Origin of the sequence: Sulfurimonas sp. HSL1-2, assembly GCF_039645565.1 — a bacterium.
In the GTDB taxonomy this organism is placed as follows: domain Bacteria; phylum Campylobacterota; class Campylobacteria; order Campylobacterales; family Sulfurimonadaceae; genus Thiomicrolovo; species Thiomicrolovo zhangzhouensis.
Window position 1 is genome coordinate 1,047,021 of sequence record NZ_CP147914.1, and the last position, 19,257, is coordinate 1,066,277.

The window sequence follows — 19,257 nt, forward strand, 5'->3', positions numbered from 1 at the left end:
GACATCATGCACCTCCTGTATGGAAATCGTAGGCACTATTTTAGCAGATGATAGAGGAGTAGGAAAAGAAAGGTGGAAAAGGATGAGGGGCGCCTTACAGCGCCTTGCTCATGATGCGGTTCATACGTGCGATGAAGCTGGCGGTGTCGTCGAGTTCGGCACCCTCGAAGAGCTTCGCCTGATCCAGCAGGACGAAGGCGGCGTCGTTGACGAGGTTGACGTCTGACGTGCCGTTGAGCTTCTCGAGCAGCTCGTGTTTCGGGTTGATCTGCAGGATCGGCTTGATCTCCGGCACTTCCATGCCCATGCCGCCGCCGAATTGTTTCATCATTTGGGCCATCTGGTAGTTCGGGTCCTCTTTGTCGATCTTGAGGCAGACCGGCGAGTCCGTGAGGTCCGTGGTGATCTCGACCTTGGATACCTTGTCGCCCAGGGCCTCTTTCATGGCACCGACGAGGCCTTCGAACGCCTTTGCGGTCTCCTCATCGGCTTTTTTCTCCTCTTCGCTCTCTTCGAACTGGGCATCGGTGACGTTGACGAATTTGTACTCTTTGTACTCCGTGACCATCGGGAAGACGATGGTGTCGATCTCCTCGTTGAGGATCAGCACGTCGATGCCCTTGGCCTTGAAGCGCTCGAGCTGCGGCGAGTTCTTGAGCATCTGAAGGCTCATTTTGCCGGTGATGTAGTAGATCTCTTTTTTCGTCTCGTCGACCTTGGTGACATACGACTCGATGTCCGTCTTTACTTCGCTGTTGAGGGTGTTGAACTTCAGCAACTCCAGGATCTTCTCGCGGTTGCCGAAGTCGCTGTAGAGCCCCTCTTTGATGACGTTGCCGAACTCCGCGTAGAAGGCGTCGTACTTTTCGGCGTCTTTCTTCTTGAGCTTGGCGAGCTCGCTGAGCACCTTCTTGACCGAGGCGTTCTGGATCTTGTTCATGACCGGGTTGGACTGCAGGATCTCGCGGCTGACGTTGAGTGGGAGGTCCTTGGAGTCGATGACCCCGCGCAGGAAGCGCAGGTAGGTCGGCATCAGCTCTTTGTCGTCGTCGGTGATGAAGACGCGGTTGATGTAGAGCTTCACGCCCGGCTGGTAGTCGACGCGGTAGAGGTCCATCGGCGCCTTGGACGGGATGTAGAAGAGGGTCGTATACTCAATGGCCCCCTCGGCCTTGTGGTGCAGCCAGGTGATCGGTTCGCCGGAGTCGTGCGACAGCGAGCTGTAGAACTCTTTGTACTCGTCGTCGCTGATGTCGGATTTGGAAAGGGTCCAGAGCGCGGAGGCCTTGTTGATCTGCTCATTCTTGATCTCCGTGCTGGACGGTTTCGTTTCGTTGCCTTCGTCGTCGCGCTCGGCCGGGATGAAGTTCTCCTTGTCCATGAAAATAGGGAAAGGGATATGGTTGGAGTACTTTTTGATGATGCTTTCGATACGGTAGGTCTCGAGGAACTCCTCGTCTTCGTCCTTGAGGAAGAGGGTAATGCTGGTGCCGTTCCCCTCTTTTTCCGCCGGTTCGATGTCGAACTCGCCGTCGCCGGCAGAGATCCACTTATACGCCTGCTCCTCGCCTGCTTTCTTGGTGACGACCTCGATCTTGTCGGCGACCATGAAGGCGGCGTAGAAGCCGACCCCGAACTGGCCGATAAGCTGACTGTCTTTTTTCGCGTCGCCGGAGAGGTTCTCCAGGAAGGCTTTGGTACCGGATTTGGCGATGGTCCCGAGATGGGCGACGAGGTCCTCGTCGTTCATCCCGATCCCCGTGTCGCTGACGGTCAGGGTCTTCGCCTCTTTATCAATCGTGAGGTCGACACGCGGCGTGAAGGCGATCCCCTTATAGGCATCGTCGGTCAGGTGCAGCATGTTGAGCTTGTCGAGGGCATCGGATGCGTTGGAGACAAGCTCGCGCAGAAAAATCTCTTTGTTGGAATAGAGCGAGTGGATCATCAGCTGGAGCAGCTGGTTGATCTCGGTCTGGAACTGATGTTTGGCCATCGTAAAAACTCCTCAATAGTTAGTCGAATTTTCAAATGTGATTTTAGCAAAAAAATATTAATGGCCGCAAGTAATATCAATATAGTTTAGTGTAAATGACTAAATTTACTATATGGTGAAAGCGAAAAGTTTTTTTGCTGCAGAACGGACCTGTCAGTAGATGATCTTCGAGAGGTAGAGCCCGGCGGCGGGGGCGAGGTCCGTACTGTGGCGGGCTGTGAGGCCGATCTGCTCCTGCAGCTGCGGCAGGCTCATCTCGCCGCTGTTGACCTTCAGGACCGCGTCGGCCATCATCCGGATCTGCGAACGGAGGTAGCCGTTGGCCTCGAAGTAGAGGATGGTGTAGTCCTTGCGGCGGTAGGCGAAGGCCTTGTAGACGGTGCGCACGTAGTGTTTAACGTCTGAACCCGTCTTTTTGAAGTACTCGAAATCGTGCTCCCCCTCGAAAAGACGCATGGCACTGTTGAGGCGCTCCAGGTCCAGCGGCGGGGTAAAGGTGACGAGTTCCGCTTCGAAGGGGTTCGGTTCGCGGTCGCTCATGATGTAGCGGTAGACCCGGCGGCGTGCGCTGAAACGGGCGTGGAAGTCATCCTCGGCCGCTTCCAGGCGTCGGATACCGATGGATGCCGGCAGCTGGTGGGCGAGGGCGCGGCGGAGTTTGACGAGGTCGCTCCAGTGCGGCGGCAGGTCGAGATGCACCACCTGGCGGAAGGCGTGGACGCCGGCGTCGGTGCGGCCCGAAGCGATGGGTTTGGCGGTGATGCCGAGGCGAGTGAGCGCCTGGTGCAGGACGCCCATGACGGTGTTGCCCGTCTCCGTCTGGCTCTGGGAGCCGGAAAAGCGGCTGCCGTTATAGCTTAGGGTCAGTTTGATGCGCATGGATCAGAACCGCGCCCGGATACGTCTGCGGTAGATGATGTAGGTGACAAAGAGCCAGCTGAAGAAGACGGCCGGGATCGTATAGAATCCGAGCGCTTTCTGCAGTCCCGTTGTCCCTGCGTAGTAGAAGAGCATTGAGACGAAGAGCCAGAGGTAGACGTACCCTTTCTGATGGCGGACGTGGGCGATGCCGATGGAGAGGGCTGCAAAGAGGCCCGCGACGGGGAAGAGAGAGAGCAGAATGTCGGTGATGAACATCCGGATCTTGCTCTTGCGCCGCTCGGGGTCGAGCCAGAACTCGATGGGGCTGTTGTAGGGGCGCAGCTCCGTCTGCATGACGTTGTTGATCATCATCGCCTCGAACTGCATCTGGGTCATTTTCTCATCGGTATAGCTGTACCCCTGGCCGTTGGTCAGCTTCAGGCGGAGAATGCCCTTGTTGTTGAGGACTTCGGCTTTTTCCGCCTGGATCAGGATCTCCTCTTTCGCCTCCTTGTGGAACAGCACGACATCTCCGTAGCTGCGGTCCTTGTGCGCCTTGCCGATGTAGAGCAGCCAGTCGCCGAAGTTGTGCCCGAATTCGGAGGCCTGCAGGTTGAAGTTCGCTTCGCTCTGCTTGTAGCGGACGAAGTTCGTCGAGAGGACCGTCGTATGGGGAAAGAGGACGAAAAAGTCGAACATCAGCAGCAGGCTCAGCAGTGCCGCCGGCTTCATGAGCGTCGTGAGGATAAAGGTGGGCTTAATCCCCAGGGCAAAGACGACGACCATTTCGTTGTCGGTCGAGAGGCGGAAGAGGGAGAGGGCCGCGGAGACAAAGAAGGTGATCGGCAGGGTGTAAAAGAGGATCTCGGGGAGGATGAACAGGTAGAGCTTGAACATCTCCCAGAGGTTGAGCTGAATGACCGCGGTATAGCTGGCGAGCTTGATCAGGAAGATCACCGACGCAATCGAGAAGAGCGGCAGGAAGATCGAGAAAAAGAGCAGGCCGAAGGTGCTCAGGATATAGCGGCGCAGTCTATGCATAGAAGGTTTCCATCCAGCGCGCGATCGGCGTATCGAAGATATAGACGATCCAGGTCGCCATTGCCAGGAACGGGATAAAAGGCAGCTGCTTGCTGGCGTCGGTCTCGTTGCGTGTCAGCAGCATCGCCGGCAGGGCGAGCAGGGCGGAGAGGAAGACAGCAGCCAGGCCGAGCTGAACCCCCAGCAGCGCGCCCATTGTCGCCCCGATCATGATGTCGCCTTCCCCCATCGCCTCGACGACGGCGGGAATCGTGTTGTAGTTCCGGACCCATGAGGCCTGTTTGAGGTTGGGGCTCATGCGCTTGATCTTGACAAAGAGGTAGTAGGAGACGTAAAAACGCAGGAGCGCAAACCCCCCGGCGAAGAGCAGGGCGTTTTTCAGGTTCTCTGCCAGCATCTGCGGCGACCAGACACTGATCACGGCGAGGGTCAGGGCCAGCAGGTTCAGGCTGTCGGGGACCATTTTGTAATAGAAGTCGATCACCAGCAGTGCCAGCAGGGTCAGGAAGACCCCGGTGATCCCGATCATGGCAGCGGAAAGCCCGAGCTTGAGGTAGAGCGAGGCGGCGATGGCGGCGCTGAGCAGCTCGATCAGCGGGTACTGCGCACTGATGGGGACCCCGCAGAAAGCGCAGCGGCCGCGCAGCATGAGCCAGGAGAGGACGGGAATGTTGTGCCACGGCTTCAGGTTGGTCCCGCAGTGCGGGCAGTGCGACGCGGGGAAGACGACGCTCTCGCCGCGGGGGATGCGGTAGATGACGACGTTGAGAAAGGAGCCGAAGAGGGCTCCGAACAAGGCGACAAGTGCGAGGGTGGTCCAGAACATCATAATCCTCCGAAACGGCGCTCGACCGACTTGAACCGGTCGATAATGCTTTGCAGCTCATTGGGCGTGAAATCGGGCCAGAGCGTGCGGGTAAAGAAGAGCTCAGCATAGGCCGCCTGCCACAGCAGAAAATTGGAGAGACGCTGGTCGCCGCCGGTGCGGATAAGCAGGTCGACGGGTTCGGGGGCGTCCAGCGCACCGTTTAGCGCCTCTTCAGTCAGTTCGAGCTCGTTTTCCTGCAGCGTTTTGACGGCACGAATGATCTCATCCTTTGCCCCGTAGTTGAGGGCGAGATGGTGATGCAGCCCTGTGCAGTGCGCGGTCTTCTCCTCCGTCTGGCGGATCAGCTTCTGCAGGGAGGCGGAGAAGCGTGAAAGGTCGCCGATGGCATGGAAACGGACGTTGTTTTCCAGGTAGATATGCTGCTCCTTTTTCAGGTAGCGCGACAGCAGCTTCATCAGGAACTCCACTTCGGCCTTGGGGCGTTTCCAGTTCTCCGTACTGAACGCATAGAGGGTCAGGATCTCGATCTCGTCGTGGCGGGAGGCGAAGGTCATGATGTCGCGGACGACTTCCGCCCCTTTTTCGTGCCCCTTGACGCGCGGTTGCTCCTGCTGCTGTGCCCAGCGGCCGTTGCCGTCCATAATGATCGCGACGTGGCGGGGCAGGTTGCTCATAGGCCCTCCGCCTCGTCAAGCAGCTGCAGGGAGAGGGTGAGCTTGCCGCTGCGCGGCAGGACCTTCTCGCCCTGGCCGGAGATGAAAGTGATGGCGTTGTCGTCGCTGCCGAAGCCCTGGGAAGCCGTGAGGACGTTGAGGCAGATCGCATCGACGTTTTTGGCTTCCAGCGCTTTTTTGGCGTTTTCAAGGGCGCTGCTTTCGTCGAACTCCGCTTTGAACGCCACGCTCTTGATCCCCTCTTTGTCGACGGAACCGATCAGGTCCCGGTTCTGCACGAGTTCGGGCGACCAGGCCGCGCCGAGGGCCTCTTTTTTCAGTTTCCCCTGCTGGGGGTGGGCCGGGACGTAGTCGCTGACGGCGGCGGCCATAAAGAGGTAGGGGGCCTTCTGGATCAGGTGGATCGGTTCGTCGGTAATGAGCGACGGCTTGCTCATCATCCCTTTCTTCGCGACGCGGATGGAGTCGGTGAGGTACTCGGCCATCTCTTCGCTCCCCTCGACATCGAGGGTGTGCATCGTTTCGGGAAGTCCGTCGTCGAAACGGGTTGCGATCAGGTTGACGTCCGCACCGCGGAGGTAGAGCGCCGTGGCGAGGGCGGAAGCCATCTTCCCGCTGGAGAAGTTGGAGAGGTAGCGGACGTCGTCGAGGCGTTCGACGGTGCCGCCGCCGGTGACGATGACGCGGCGGTGGCTCCAGAAATCGTTTTTGAGCAGCAGGCGTGCGCTCTGCCAGAAAAGCTCCAGCGGTTCGGCCATGGCGCCGTCGCCGGTCGTCTGGCAGGCGAGTTCCTTGGTCTGCGTCCGAACGATCTCATAGTTGGCGACGCCCAGCATCTTCAGGTTGGCCTGGGTGATGGGGTGCTTGATCATGTTGGTGTTGGCCGAAGGGGCCAGCAGCTTGACGCCCGGGAAGGCCAGGGCGCACTGCAGCAGCAGATTGTCCGCGATGGCGTTGGCGAGCTTTGCGATCGTGTTGGCGCTGGCGGGGGCGATGACCATCAGGTCCGCGTCCTCTGCGCTCTGGATATGGTTGTGGCGCGATGCCCAGGACTCATTGGCGCTGTGCAGCACTTCGTTGCGGCTGAGGGTCTCGAAACTGAGCGGCGTAACAAACCGCTTCGCCGCATCGGTCATGACGACCTTGACCTCCGCACCGGCCTTGACGTAGAGGCGCACGAGTTCCAGTGCCTTGTAGGCGGCGATGGAGCCGCTGACGCCGAGAAGGATACGTTTGCCCGCGAGGAGGTCGGAGGGGATGGTCATGATTTAGCCTTGCCGAAGAACTTGTGGTAGAAGTTTTTGACGATCTTCATCGGGGTGCGGCTGACGACGAGGACGCCCGAGTCGATCTTCGTCCCCGTGACCGTCGTACCCGCGGCGATCATGACGTTGTCTTCGATCTCGCAGGGTGCGACGATCTGCGTGTCGGAGCCGACGAAGACGTTTTTGCCGATTTTCGTTTTGTATTTCGATTTGCCGTCGTAGTTACAGGTGATGGTGCCCGCGCCGATATTGGTACCTTCGTCGATTTCCGCGTCGCCGAGGTAGCTCAGATGCCCCGCTTTGACGCCGCGCAGGGTCGCTTTTTTCGTTTCGACGAAGTTGCCGATGTGCGTGCCGTAAAGTTCGCTGCCCGGACGCAGGTGCGCCATCGGTCCGCAGTCGGAGTCGATCATGACCGAATCTTCGACGACGGAATGCGCCTTGATGTGGGAGTTCTCGATGCTGCTCGTCCCCGTGACACGGACGCCGTTCTCGACGGTACACTCCCCTTTGAAAACGACGCCCTCCTCGATGTAGATCGTGTCGGCGAGCTGCATCGTGACCCCCGCTTTCATCCACGCGGTCTTGATGCGGCGCTGCATGATGACGTCGGCGGCTTCGAGGTCGGCCCGGGAGTTGACCCCCTTGAAGTGCTCCTCGTCGATCAGCAGCGGCAGTACCTTGCGGTGCTCGTCCCGCGCCATCTCGATAATGTCGGTGAGGTAGTACTCCTCCTGGGCGTTGTGGTTGTTCAGGCGTGGCAGGCACTCGGCCAGGACGTCGCGCTTGAAGCAGTAGACCCCGGCGTTGACGTGGGTGATGGCGAGCTCTTCGGGGGTGGCGTCTTTTTCCTCGACGATCCGCTCGACCCCGGCATCGGAGAGGACGACGCGGCCGTAACCGCTGGGGTCCTCCAGATCGAAAATCGACATGATGATGTCCGCGTCGGCTTCGAGGAAGCCCTTCAGCGCCTCGGCCGTGACAAGGGGCATGTCGCCGTTGAGCACGAGTACCTTCTCGTGTTTCGGTTTGATCCCCATCAGGGCCCCGCCGGTCCCGGGAAACTGCGCGATATCCTGGACGGCGAAGGTGATCTCGTCGAAGAGTGCGCCGATGGCCTCGATCACATCCTCTTTCTGGTGGGCGACGACGATGGTGACGTCGTCACTGATCGCCTTGGCGGCCTTGATGCTGTGGTAGAGCATCGGGCGTCCGCTGACGGGGTGCAGGACCTTGGCCGTCTGCGATTTCATCCGGCTCCCTTTGCCGGCGGCGAGAATGATAACGGAAAGAGGGTGTGTATGCATGAAAAATAACCTGCTTAATGTCGTTTGAACGTAATTTTATCGAAATTATAGAGCAGCAGGGTGGTGATCGTTCCGAGCATCGCCCCGGCGACGACGTCGCTGGGGTAGTGGAAGAGCACGCCGATGCGTGAAAGGCCCACCATCAGGGCCCCGACAAAGAAGGCCGGGGCGAAGCGAGGGGCGATCAGTGAAAGGGCCGTCGCGACGGCAAACGCTGTCGTCGTATGCCCCGAGGGGAAGCCGTGCAGCCCGTAGGCGTTGGGAGCGGCAAACCACTCGAACCCGTAGCGGTTCTCGTCATAGAGCATCCAGGGGCGCGCCTTGCCAAAGAGCAGCTTCAGGGGGATGACGGCCAGGCCGCTGGCGGCGACGGCGGCGAAAAAGAAGCGCACCCGGTCCGCCCAGTAACGGTTGCCGGATCTGTAGCGCAGGTAGAACCAGAGCAGCAGGGCGCCGACGAGCCACCAGGTGATGACGCCCAGTTCGCTGACAGTGGCGCAGAGCGGTTTGAGCCAGGTATCGCGGCGTGCGTACGCCCATTGTGAAGCCGCGATGTCCAGCGGACCGTAAAAGAGGATGATCAGGGCGGTCCCGACGCCGAAAATGGCATAACTAAGCGTTTTGGGGTTCATTGGGCTCCTTTGAAACCGCGGCACCAGGTGAGCGTGACGGTGTTGACCTTGCGGCCGTTCAGATTAAGATCGAAGATGGCCGCCTGCTCGGTGGAATCGCACCGCATGGCGGGGGTGATCCCTTTTTTGAAATCGTGCGTCGTGATAAAGAGCAGATCCCTGCCCTCGGGGGTCTCCGGCTGCCAGAGGTCGAACTGGTCGAAGCGGTTGTCGACGAGGTAGGTGTCGATCCCGTAGGAACGGCCGTAGTAGAGTGCGCGCGATGCAAGCGACCAGTTGGTGACGGCCGCCGCCTGGCGTGCCGGGTCCGTGATCTGTCCGGCGGCCCGGCGCATGATGGTGTCCCATCCGTAGAGGTCGCGGTGCAGGGACTTGTAATCGGGCAGGGGGATGAACGGTGAACGCAGCTCGGCATAGAGAACGAGTACGAGAAGGCCGGAGACGGCGACGGCACTTTTGGCGTAGCGCTGCCATCCCCGGCTCTTTTGCAGCAGCATAACGGTCCCGATGGGAACGAAGAGCATGTAAAAGAGCGCCGTCCAGTGTGGGAGTGCGCGGGCGAAGAAGCTGTTATAGGTGAAAAAGGCCATCAGGGTGAGACCGAAGACGCCCGAGAGGAAAAGCGGGGCGTTCTGCGGCGTTTTCAGTGCGCGATAGAGCCCGTAGAACGCCAGCGGGAAGAGGAATGGGCTGTAGGCGCCGAATTGCGCCCCCAGCGACTGGGCGAAGGCGTTAAGGCTGATCCCGCCGGAACCCGCGACATGCGCGCTCTGGTAGGCGAAGCTGATCCAGCCGTTCTGGATGTTCCAGAGCAGTACCGGACTGACGACGGCCGCGGCGAGCAGCACCGCGGGCAGAAGCTTCGGTGTCAGGAAGAGGTCCCAGCGGCGGCGGTAGGCAAAGTAGAGCAGCAGGGCGGCGACGAAAAGGACGGCCGTGTACTTGGAGAGCCCGGAGAGGCCCAGCAGAAAACCCAGTAGCAGCCAGTCGCCCAGGCGGTTATGCTCCTCGATCTTCAGCGCCGTGATCATCACGGGGATCGCGAAGAGAAAAAGCAGGGTGTCGGGCATCAGCATCATGAAGAGCGCGTTGAAGAGAAAAGAGGCGTTGAGGGCCAGCGCTCCCCACAGTGCGAGCCGCCCGGAATCAAAAATACGCAGCAGCCAGAAATAGAGCAGCGCCGTCGCGGCGGCGCCGATGAGGACGGCCGGGACACGTGCGGCGAACTCGTTGACGCCCAGCAGCGCGGTAAAGAGCCATTCCGTCCACCCCACCAGCGGCGGGTGGTCGAAATAGCTCAGCGCCGGGTAGAGGCCGTAGAGGACGTAGTGCGCCTCGTCGACGCCGAGTCCGAAATGGCCGATCACGGCCAGCCGCAGCAGGGTAAAAAGGGCGATGAGGGCCCAAAGGGGGCTATGTGCGCGCAGAAGCTTCACCGGGACCGTCCGTCTCAGGCGAGGGCGTCCAGTTTCGGCTTGAGGGTCTCAAAGACCCACTCGGGGGTGATCACCTTGATACACTGGTTGTCGCTGCAGGGGGTCTTGCGGTGGTTGGCGGCGCTGACGCAGGGGCTGCAGGCCATCCCGGCAAAAATCGGGGTCGTCGGTCCGAGGGAGCCGTAGAGCGCCGGGGTCTCCGGGCCGAAGATGACGAAGGTGTGCATGTCGGTAATGGAGGCGAAGTGGGCCGGGCCGGAGTCGTTGGTCAGCATGAAGGCGCAGACGCTGTAGAGGTGCGGCAGCTGCAGGAACTTGACGCCGCCGGCAAAGTTGATACAGCGTGCGTCATTGACACAGTCGGCCAGGGCCTGTGCGCCGTCAAACTCGGCGGGGGCACCGGTCAGCAGGACGATCGCCTTGTCGTTGTAGGCAAGGACCTTCTTGATCACCTCGCAATAGTTCTCGCGGTCCCAGCGGCGCTGCGGCAGCAGGTCAGAGGCGTTGGAGTTGACGAGAATGACGGGGTTCACCTCCGGGTCGAAACCGGCGTACTTCTCGGCGATGATCTCGAGGACTTCGCGCTTCTGCGTCTCCGTCACCTCCGTTTTCGCGATGGCGATCTCGCTGTCGTCGATGATGCGCTTCGTGAAGGGGAGCTGCTGCTCGCTGCTCATGAGCGCGTCGACGAGGGCGACGAAGTTCTTGGCGATGTGCTGGTGCGGGTTGTAGGCGACCTTGTGGGTCAGGAAGTCGCCGCGGTAGAGCCCTTCGTTGTGGAAACTATGGAAACCGACACGGTTCGTCGCCCCGGAAAAACCGGTCATCAGCGCGGTAAAGCGGGAGAAGAGCTCCAGGTCGATGACGGAGTCGATCTGTTTTTCGCGGCACCATTTGAAGAAGCGCAGCGTCGAGAGCGCCAGCGGGACCATGCCGCCTTCGTCGATGGTGAAGATGTTCTCCTCTTTGACGGTGTTCAGCAGCTGCAGGGAGACCTTGTTCTTGCTGAAGATGACGAAGTAGAGTTCGCCGTCGATCTGTGACTGCAGCTTGCGCATCGCCGGGTCGACGAGGATGGCGCTGCCCATCTCCGAGAGTTCTACGAGCAGGACGTTCCGGGGCTTCTGGTAGGGGGCAGAGCGCAAGAGCCCCGCCGTTTTCGTCAGCAGTGTACCCAGAAAGGTAAGAGGGATGCCCGCATAGCGGTCGATGGCACGCATCGTATCGACATTCATGCATTTTCCTTTAGTGAAGTGGTGTGTTTGGCACGGTTCCAGAACCACGCCCCCGGCAATGCCGTGAGAATGAGCAGGATCCCGTAGAGGATGGAGATGGCGAGGATCTTCGCCTTCGCAAGACCCACGAGCATCAGGATCCCGACCATGGCGCCTTCGCGGACCCCCCAGCCGGCGAGGGAGATCGGCACGATGGTGAGCAGGAAGACCGGCGGTACGGCGACGAGGAAGATCCCCAGCCCCGTCCAGACGTCGACGCTGAGTGCGAGGAAATAGATGGCCACCACGGTAAAGAGGTGGACGACGACCGAGATGCCGATATGCTTGAGCAGCAGCAGCCTGGAGTGGTAAAGCCGCGCCATCCGCAGGCCCAGTCGGTGGAAGAGGTCAAGCCCCTTGAGGTTGGCCAGGAAGGTGAACTTGTCGAGGTTGAGCATCAGGATGAAGCCCGCGATCCCGCCGAGGGTGATCAGGTTGATCAGGTTGAAGAGCCACTGTGGGAAGGTGCCGTAAAAGAGCACGTTGGAGACGAGGTTCAGCACGAGGAGCCCGACGAGGCCGACGACCCGGTCGACGAAGATGCCGTAGAAGGCGTCTTTTTTCTCGTACCCTTTCTGGACGAGGTCGATCATCCGCGTCGCGTCGCCGCCGATGCTGCCGGGGAGCACCTGGTTGAAGAAGGTGCCTTTGAAGTAGCTCTGTACGTAGAAAGAGACTTTTTCTTTGAACCCGAGTTCCTTCATGATGAGCCGCCAGCGGTAGGCGGCGAGGAAGGTGCTCGCCATCTGTGCCGCAAAGGCGATCAGGATGTAGCCGCCGTGGGACTTGGCGAGGATCGCAATGAGCTGGCCCACGTCGATGAAGGTGAGCAGAAAGTAGAAAATGACGACGGTAACGACGAGCTTGACGGCGGTTTTGAGGTGTTCCATCGACATCCTTTGCAAAAGTGTGCTAATTTTAACCAAAGAAGCGTAAAGGCCCGTTTAGCGGCTGCCCGAAACCCGGTAGAGGTAGTAGGTCTTGGTGCGTTTCAGGCCCCGCTGGACGGTGAGGGTATCGAGCAGCGCGACATGCTCAAAGCGTTCCGCGAGGACCGCCGCTTTGTCCTCGGGCGCGAGGTAGAGCCCCTCGCCGTAGGGGGCGTTGTCGTCCCACATGTCGTACTGGCTGTAGCGGGTCGGCGTCGGGATGCGTACGGGGGCATGGTCCGGCGTGTAGTAGGTGACGAGGGCCGCGATGGCCAGGTGGTTGGCGTAGAGGGCGTCGTCTGCGTCGCGGTGGCGTTCGAGCATGGCGACGGCCTCCTTGTTGCCGTACATCCTGTCCTGCACGACGGGCAGCCAGAAGAGCAGTCCCGCGCGGGCGACGAGGCTCAGCGTCAGGGCGACGGCGAGCCCGGTGTAGAAGGTCCGTTTCATCCCGCGCACCGAGAGGATGTAGGCGGTCAGCACCGTCGCGCTGATATAGGCGGGCGCGGTATAGTTCAGCTCGATATGCGTATGCAGCGATTTATAGAGGAAAAAGAGCAGGGGGGTTACGGTCATCAGGGCAAGAAAGAAGAGGGCGTCGTTTTGGACGAAGAGCTTCTCTTTGCCCAGGAAGTAGAAGAGCACGCCGGCAAAGACCGGGGTAAAAACGGCGAACTGCGATCCGATCAGTTCACCCGCCCAGTTCCACATGATATGCTCTTTCGCCCCGCCGTGGTGCAGCTGGAAGAGGAAGCTGATCCAGTCGTGGGTGTAGTTCCACCACAGCATTGGGGAGACGACGACCAAGGCGACCCCGATGGCCATCCAGGTGCGCCAGGAGACGAAAAGGTCCCGACGGCGCAGCAGCATAAAGAGCAGCAGCGCCATCAGGTAGAGGACCGAGGTGTATTTGCTCAGCATCATCGCCCCGATGAAGAGCCCCGTCAGGAAAAAGTCGATCGTTAGCCCCCGGGTGATGACCCGGTAGGTCGACCAGAGCGCCAGGGACCAGAAGAGGATCAGCGGCGAGTCGGTCGTCATGATCGTATAGCCCGCATGCACAAGGACGACGGAGGTGAAGATAAGCACACCCCAGAGCCCCGTCCGGGCGTCGCGCAGCTCCTCGAGCAGCCGGAAGATGACCCACCCGGCGACGCTCATCGCCAGGACGTTGCCCAGCCGCACGCCCCATTCGGCTTCGCTGACAAGGTCGGTGAGGGCGATAAGGAAGGCGATCATCGGGGGGTGGTCGTAGTAGCCGGCTTGCAGGTGATGGCTCCAGAGCCAGTAGTAGGCTTCGTCGCCGTGCAGGGGCAGAAAGGCATTGTATACGGTCGCAAAAAGGCCCGAGAACAGTAAAATGAGCAGGGCGGTCTGGCGGTAGGTTCGGATCATCGGGGGACTTTTTGGGTGCCATTATACTCTATGCGCGTGAAACGGCTATAATGCGCTGTATGAATAAAAAGATACTCTGCATTCCGGCGGCCGCGTGGGGAGCGATGGCCGTCACTGCACTGCTCCTTTACCTTTTCCCGCAGGTCGATATTGCCGTGAGCAGCCTCTTTTACAGCCCCGAAACAGGCTTTGAACAGGGCGGCACGCTTTGGGAACGCTTCATCTACCACTCTGTCGGCGTCGTTCTCACTGCCGTCTACGTCGGGGCACTGCTGCTGTGGCTTTATAACCGCGTCAGCGGGCGTGCACTCCTGGCCTTCAACGGCAGGAAGCTGCTCTATATTGCACTGGTTGCGGCGCTGGGCAGCGGGATCTTCGTCAACCTGGTGCTCAAGCAGAACTGGGGACGCCCCCGCCCGGACCAGACGACCCTGTTCGGCAGCGACCGCCAGTTCACCCCGGCCTTCGTCATGAGCGACCAGCGGGGAAAATCTTTCAGCAGCGGCCACACCTCCGGGGCCTTCGCCCCGCTGGCGTTGATCTTCCTCGCCCGGCGGCACCGTAAAAGTGTCGCTTTCGCGGTCCTCGTCTACGGCACGGCGGTATCGGTGGCGCGCATCGCAGCGGGCGGCCACTTCTTCAGCGACGTGCTCGTCTCCATCATGATCATGTACATCGTCTCCGGGGTGCTGTACGCACGTCTCTTCGGCTGCGACGGCGTATCGAACACAAAAGGGTAGCGTGCTCCTGACGGGTTTCGGAGCATAGTTCGGTTGCAGCCCGGTAACGGGCGCGTTCCCCTTCCGCCGTTATAATGCCGCCATGATCAAAGTGGCAGCAGCGATCCCCCTGTGGGGATGGACGGCTATGGCCGTCATTTCTCTTTTTTTTCTCCTCTTCCCACAGGCCGATCTCTCGGTCGCATCCCTTTTTTACGTGCCTTCCGGCGGCTTTCCCGCGGCGAAAAGTTTCTGGGAACAGGTACTCTACTACTCCGTCCCTTACGGCCTGATGGTCCTCTACGGCGCTGCCGCACTCCTCTGGCTCTTTAACGCCGTGTTCAACCGCAATGTTATGCGTTTCACGGGCCGGAAACTGCTCTACGTGCTGCTGGTGCTCGGCATCGGCTCCGGGCTCATCGTAAACGCCCTGCTCAAGGAGCACTGGGGGCGGGCCAGACCGGCGGAGACAATCGTGTTCGGAGGCCACAAAACGTTCTCCCCCGCCTTCGTACCGGTGTCGGGGCAGGTGGGCAACTCGTTCAGCTGCGGGCACGCCTCGGGAGCCTTTGCTCTGCTGGCCTTTGCCCGGCTGGCCCGGCGCCGCAGGCTCTGGAGTATGCTCGTCCTCGGTTACGGCGCCGTCGTCGGCGTGGCGCGTATGGCGGCGGGCGGTCACTTCCTCAGCGACGTGGCCGTCTCGTTTTTCATCATGTATATCGTAACGGAGCTGCTCTACGCCATCCTCTTTCCCCCAAAGGAGACTCCATGAAGAAACGTCCTTTGACATTCGCATTATTTGCACTGCTTGCAGCCGCCGGCAGCGCTTATACCTGGTACGTCTACGGTCATTACCGCTTCGAGACGATCGATCCGGACCGGGTCTACAAATCGGCGCTGATCACCCCTGACCGGCTGGAGGATTTCCTGATCCCGCACCATATCAAGACCGTCGTCGACCTGCTCGATCCCGGGGTACAGGATGCCCTCAACCCGGCCCAGCAGAAGGAGATCGACGCCGAAGCCGCGGCGATCGCACGGATCAACGAAACCTACGGTATGCAGATCCGTCACATCAATATCCCCTCCCGGCAGGTGCCTACCGGGGAGACGCTGGAAAAATTTTTCGCGGTGCTTGACGACAACGCCTCCTACCCGGTGCTGATCCACTGCTACCACGGGATGGGGCGTGCCGTTATCTACAGCGCGCTTTACCGGATCGAGTACCTGAAATGGGACAACGAAAAGGCCCGGGAGTGGACGCGGCTGCTGCCGATTATGGTAGAATCCCGTCTTTATCACAGCAGTTTTGCGCGGGGACACTCCAAAGGGGATTTCCTGATCCATTACGCACCGAGAAGCGAAGGGGAGGCAAGCACGCTGCATCATTTGGAGGGGTAGGCATGGAGTGTAGGCATTTCGGCCGTTGCGGCAGCTGCCGCTGGTATGAAGAGGGGTATGAGGGGCAGCTGAGCAAGAAAACAGAAGAGATCAGAGCCCTGTTCGCGCCGCTCTATACGGGGACGTTCGATATCGCACGCTCCGCACCGGAGGGGTACCGTGCCCGCGCCGAGTTCAAGGTGTGGCACGTCGGCGACACCATGCATTACGCGATGAACTCCATCGACCGCGACGGTGTCGTCCTCCTTGAAGAGTGCCCGATGGTCACGTCTGCTATCCAGGCCCTGATGTGGCCGCTGCTCGATGCGCTCAACGCCGCTCCCGAGATGGGACGCAAACTCTTCGGAATGGATTTCCTCGCCGGCCGCGACGGGGACATCGCCGTCTCCATGCTCTACCACCGCAAACTTGACGAGAGCTGGAAGGCGCAGGCGGCAGAGCTGGCTGAACGTTTCGGTATCAGTATCATCGGCCGCAGCCGGAAGCAGAAAGAGGTCGTCGGGAAGGATCACGTCATCGAGTCTGTCGATATCGGTGAGAGGACCTACCGCTTCAAGCAGATCGAGAACAGCTTTACCCAGCCCAACCCCGGCGTCAATGCCCAGATGATCGGATGGGCGTTGAGACAGTTTGAGGGGCTCGGAGGCGACCTGCTGGAGCTTTACTGCGGGGCGGGGAATTTTACCATTCCCTTCGCTTCCCGGTTCGAGCGTGTCCTGGCGACGGAGATCTCCAAATCCTCCATCCATGCGGCGAAAACGAACATGGAGCTTAACGACGTCCATAACATCGATTTTGTGCGCATGAGCGCCGAGGAGTTCGTCCAGGCCCTTGACGGGGTGAGGGCATTCAACCGGATGACGGGAATCGACCTGCCGAGCTACCGCCTCGACACGATCTTCGTCGACCCGCCCCGTGCCGGTATGGACGAGGCCTCATGCGATTTCGCGGCCCGCCACGAGCACATACTCTACATCTCCTGCAACCCCGAGACGCTCAAACGCGACCTGGAGTACCTGACGCGCACGCACCGTATCGAAGCGATGGCGATGTTCGATCAGTTCCCGTATACGCACCATATGGAGATGGGCGTGCGGTTGAGACGCGCTTAGGATAATCCTTAGTATATAGGTATGGATGATTGACATTGCGTCTGTGCAGGCAGTAGAATGTGATACTTTTATGATAGGAGCCTGTCATAATGGCATCAGGCGGGCACCGAAAAGGTATTGGCATGGCGCAGGCTTGTCCCATTAATTTCACTACGGCTGATAATACGGTCAGTCGGATCGTTTCCCTGCTGGCGACGGGGATGGTGGCACTTTTTTTCGTGACGGGTGCACAGCCGTGGCTCTATGCGCTCGGGGCGGACTTGTTGGTACGTCTTTACGGCAACAAGCAGTACAGTCCGCTCTACCAGCTGGCTGCGGCACTCAAGCGTCTTATGCATCTGGCGACACAGAAAGTTGACGGTGCGGCGAAGAGCGTGGCGGGGCATTTCGGACTCCTGTTCGTCCTGCTGATGATCGCGGCAGCCTCTTTCGGTCTGCAGGCGATGCTGGTCGCAGTGGCCGCTGTCTATGTCGTCTGTCTGCTGATGGACGTGATTTTCAACTTCTGTGTCGGCTGCAAGGTCTACTACCTGTACCGGCTCATCTTCAGGGAGGAATAATGGCGGGAATCTCATCCAAAGGGGTCTACGCCCTTGCTGCGATGCATGTGCTTTCGCATGCACCCCAGCAGCGTGCGATGCAGATACGCGAGATCGCAGCGATGACGTCGATCTCCCACGGTTACCTTGAACAGATTCTTTCCGGTCTGCGCCGGGCGGGGCTTGTCACGAGTATCCGCGGTGCGGCAGGCGGGTACCAGCTCGCCGGACGCGCATCGGAAATCACGGTGCTCGAGATCCTGGAAGCACTTGAAGGCCCCCTGTGCCAGACGGAAGGGAATGTCGGTTCCAGTGTCATCCTTGAGGCCTTTTGGGGCAGCATGAATGAGAAGATCCGGGCACTGTTCGATATGAAACTTGCCGATATCGACCAGCTCTACCAGCCCTATCACTATTCCATTTGATCACAAAGAACGATCGTAACGCTCTCTAATGGTTTCCGTTTAAGCTGAGGCCGATCCCCTTTATATTATGATAGTCGTTGATTATTGCCGCGAGTGCGGCATTCAAGGATTGCTGATGCCCTACCTCTCCATTTTGCTGACCCTCCTCGGTGTCGGATTGATGGTCGGCCTGGTCTCTGTCGTGGTGACCCGGATGCGCAACCGCCGTCATCTTTCGTCCATGCGGGATGAGGTTGAGCTTGCGAAATATGCAGAAAAGAAACCTGCAACGAAACCCAAGGTTATGAAGGGTGCCCAACCGGATGTGGGGATCAGGGTGTTGCGTTCAGAGCATGCAACAACCGATGCACGTGAGGAAGCCCCTTCAACGCAGAGCGGGGCAGCCCTTGAAAAGGCCCCGGCGATCAAGGTGGTATCCGAACATCCCGCAGCCCCATTTGTCCCGCGCCACTACCCGCCTTTCAGCAACGCGCGGGCCATGGCGGAGTTCGGATTGTCGCAGGAGGAGGCTGACGGCTTCACCGGCGAACTGATCGCCCAGATCGAGGCGGAGATCGCAGACCTGGAAGTTGCCGTCACCGCGCGGGACAGCGAACAGCTTGAAGAGGTGCTTCATAAGCTCAAAGGCTCGACGTCCAACCTGGGGGAGGGGGGCATCACCACGCTGCTTTCCGATTTCAACGACTATGTCAAAGAGGGGACGGACCCCGACACCATCGACGACTACGTCGCGAACCTGCACTATTACCTGGCAGAACTCAAAAAAGCCTTCCCCTCCTAGAGACCTTCAAGGAGTGTCGTCCAGAGCGTGTCGATCTCTTCGTCACTCAAAAAGAGGGCGCTCTGGTTTTTGAGCAGTTCGTCCGCGGCATGTTTGTCGACGGCGCTGCGGTGCGCACAGTCGGTATGGGCATACTGGAAGGCCCGGATCAGGCTGACGGAAGGGTCGTGGATACGGTTCTCGCAGAAAAAACAGTGTTTTCGGTCCGGTGTTCGCCCTTCATAGCGGAGCAGGCGGGCGTAGGCTTCGACGGCGACGCGTTTGGGATTCTGCGTTCCCCAGCGCTCCGCGGCATCTTTGAGCAGCGCGAAATAGAAGCCGCCGGTCTCTTCGGATTCGCGCAGATGGGGATAGAAGAGCGAGATGAAGTAGTGCCACAGCCGCGTCCGTGCCGGATCAAGCAGCCAGGGAAAGCCGAGGTGGATGACATCGTAGACCCTGCCGATCGAGGATTTGAGGGAGTGTTCGATCTCGAAATCGATCATATGCCCGAGATTGATCGTCCCGTGGCGTGCCCCGTAAAACCGGTAAAGGGTCTCTAAGCGTTCCTGTGTCAAAATGGCCAATATAAGATCTTCGTCCTTCACGCGTTGAAGTCGAATGATGAATCCTTGCACCCTGCGTTTCTTCCTGTATCATTTATT

Annotated in this window: 20 protein-coding genes; 7 read left to right on the forward strand and 13 right to left on the reverse strand. The window is 59.7% G+C overall.

Annotation, left to right across the window (positions count from 1 at the left end):
- Window positions 1-94: 94 nt before the first annotated feature.
- The 12 genes from htpG to WCX18_RS05410 form a co-directional block, all read right to left on the reverse strand.
- Window positions 95-1,993 carry a molecular chaperone HtpG gene (htpG, locus tag WCX18_RS05355; protein ID WP_345990372.1) on the reverse strand — a complete coding sequence of 633 codons (1,899 nt, stop codon included), beginning with the start codon at window positions 1,991-1,993 and terminating at the stop codon, window positions 95-97.
- 153 nt (window positions 1,994-2,146) lie between these two features.
- Window positions 2,147-2,872: a tRNA pseudouridine(38-40) synthase TruA gene (truA, locus tag WCX18_RS05360; RefSeq protein ID WP_345990373.1), complete on the reverse strand. Its 726-nt coding sequence runs from the start codon at window positions 2,870-2,872 to the stop codon at window positions 2,147-2,149.
- A gap of 3 nt (window positions 2,873-2,875) precedes the next feature.
- Entirely contained in the window at window positions 2,876-3,895 is a 1,020-nt protein-coding gene (locus WCX18_RS05365; protein WP_345990374.1) for an LptF/LptG family permease, read from the reverse strand.
- A complete protein-coding gene (locus WCX18_RS05370) occupies window positions 3,888-4,724 on the reverse strand; it encodes a prepilin peptidase (protein WP_345990375.1) in 837 nt (278 codons plus the stop codon). The genes WCX18_RS05365 and WCX18_RS05370 overlap by 8 nt, the downstream gene beginning before the upstream one ends.
- Complete coding sequence (locus tag WCX18_RS05375; RefSeq protein ID WP_345990377.1) at window positions 4,721-5,398, reverse strand: di-trans,poly-cis-decaprenylcistransferase; 678 nt, start codon at window positions 5,396-5,398, stop codon at window positions 4,721-4,723. The genes WCX18_RS05370 and WCX18_RS05375 overlap by 4 nt, the downstream gene beginning before the upstream one ends.
- Window positions 5,395-6,663: a bifunctional phosphopantothenoylcysteine decarboxylase/phosphopantothenate--cysteine ligase CoaBC gene (gene coaBC, locus WCX18_RS05380; protein ID WP_345990378.1), complete on the reverse strand. Its 1,269-nt coding sequence runs from the start codon at window positions 6,661-6,663 to the stop codon at window positions 5,395-5,397. Before coaBC ends, WCX18_RS05375 begins: the two co-directional genes overlap by 4 nt.
- Window positions 6,660-7,970: a bifunctional UDP-N-acetylglucosamine diphosphorylase/glucosamine-1-phosphate N-acetyltransferase GlmU gene (glmU, locus tag WCX18_RS05385; RefSeq protein WP_345990380.1), complete on the reverse strand. Its 1,311-nt coding sequence runs from the start codon at window positions 7,968-7,970 to the stop codon at window positions 6,660-6,662. Before glmU ends, coaBC begins: the two co-directional genes overlap by 4 nt.
- A gap of 14 nt (window positions 7,971-7,984) precedes the next feature.
- A complete protein-coding gene (locus tag WCX18_RS05390; RefSeq protein ID WP_345990382.1) occupies window positions 7,985-8,602 on the reverse strand; it encodes a phosphatase PAP2 family protein in 618 nt (205 codons plus the stop codon).
- Window positions 8,599-10,038, reverse strand: a complete 1,440-nt coding sequence (locus tag WCX18_RS05395; RefSeq protein ID WP_345990385.1) for a glycosyltransferase family 39 protein — start codon at window positions 10,036-10,038, stop codon at window positions 8,599-8,601. The genes WCX18_RS05390 and WCX18_RS05395 overlap by 4 nt, the downstream gene beginning before the upstream one ends.
- Window positions 10,039-10,052: 14 nt before the next feature.
- Window positions 10,053-11,273: a glycosyltransferase family 9 protein gene (locus WCX18_RS05400; protein WP_345990387.1), complete on the reverse strand. Its 1,221-nt coding sequence runs from the start codon at window positions 11,271-11,273 to the stop codon at window positions 10,053-10,055.
- Window positions 11,270-12,202: a lysylphosphatidylglycerol synthase transmembrane domain-containing protein gene (locus tag WCX18_RS05405; RefSeq protein WP_345990389.1), complete on the reverse strand. Its 933-nt coding sequence runs from the start codon at window positions 12,200-12,202 to the stop codon at window positions 11,270-11,272. The genes WCX18_RS05400 and WCX18_RS05405 overlap by 4 nt, the downstream gene beginning before the upstream one ends.
- Before the next feature lie 54 nt (window positions 12,203-12,256).
- Window positions 12,257-13,636 (reverse strand): glycosyltransferase family 39 protein, encoded by a 1,380-nt coding sequence (locus tag WCX18_RS05410; RefSeq protein ID WP_345990391.1) that lies wholly within the window; start codon window positions 13,634-13,636, stop codon window positions 12,257-12,259.
- Between the two features lie 59 nt (window positions 13,637-13,695).
- On the opposite strand from WCX18_RS05410, the gene WCX18_RS05415 reads away from it, so the two are divergent.
- The 7 genes from WCX18_RS05415 (at window position 13,696) to WCX18_RS05445 (ending at window position 18,613) form a co-directional block, all read left to right on the forward strand.
- On the forward strand, window positions 13,696-14,376 hold the full coding sequence (locus WCX18_RS05415; protein WP_345990393.1) for a phosphatase PAP2 family protein: 681 nt from the start codon (window positions 13,696-13,698) through the stop codon (window positions 14,374-14,376).
- Window positions 14,377-14,458: 82 nt separating this feature from the next.
- Window positions 14,459-15,127, forward strand: coding sequence for a phosphatase PAP2 family protein (locus tag WCX18_RS05420; RefSeq protein ID WP_345990395.1), 669 nt, complete (start codon window positions 14,459-14,461; stop codon window positions 15,125-15,127).
- Window positions 15,124-15,756 carry a hypothetical protein gene (locus tag WCX18_RS05425; RefSeq protein WP_345990397.1) on the forward strand — a complete coding sequence of 211 codons (633 nt, stop codon included), beginning with the start codon at window positions 15,124-15,126 and terminating at the stop codon, window positions 15,754-15,756. The genes WCX18_RS05420 and WCX18_RS05425 overlap by 4 nt, the downstream gene beginning before the upstream one ends.
- A gap of 2 nt (window positions 15,757-15,758) precedes the next feature.
- Complete coding sequence (trmA, locus tag WCX18_RS05430; protein ID WP_345990399.1) at window positions 15,759-16,868, forward strand: tRNA (uridine(54)-C5)-methyltransferase TrmA; 1,110 nt, start codon at window positions 15,759-15,761, stop codon at window positions 16,866-16,868.
- 122 nt (window positions 16,869-16,990) lie between these two features.
- Window positions 16,991-17,428, forward strand: a complete 438-nt coding sequence (locus WCX18_RS05435) for a DUF4395 family protein (protein WP_345990401.1) — start codon at window positions 16,991-16,993, stop codon at window positions 17,426-17,428.
- A complete protein-coding gene (locus WCX18_RS05440; RefSeq protein ID WP_345990402.1) occupies window positions 17,428-17,832 on the forward strand; it encodes an Rrf2 family transcriptional regulator in 405 nt (134 codons plus the stop codon). Before WCX18_RS05435 ends, WCX18_RS05440 begins: the two co-directional genes overlap by 1 nt.
- A 115-nt stretch (window positions 17,833-17,947) precedes the next feature.
- Window positions 17,948-18,613, forward strand: a complete 666-nt coding sequence (locus WCX18_RS05445; RefSeq protein WP_345990404.1) for an Hpt domain-containing protein — start codon at window positions 17,948-17,950, stop codon at window positions 18,611-18,613.
- On the opposite strand, the gene recO is transcribed toward WCX18_RS05445, so the two are convergent.
- On the reverse strand, window positions 18,610-19,230 hold the full coding sequence (gene recO, locus WCX18_RS05450) for a recombination protein RecO (protein ID WP_345990406.1): 621 nt from the start codon (window positions 19,228-19,230) through the stop codon (window positions 18,610-18,612). The genes WCX18_RS05445 and recO overlap by 4 nt on opposite strands.
- Between the last annotated feature and the right edge of the window lie 27 nt (window positions 19,231-19,257).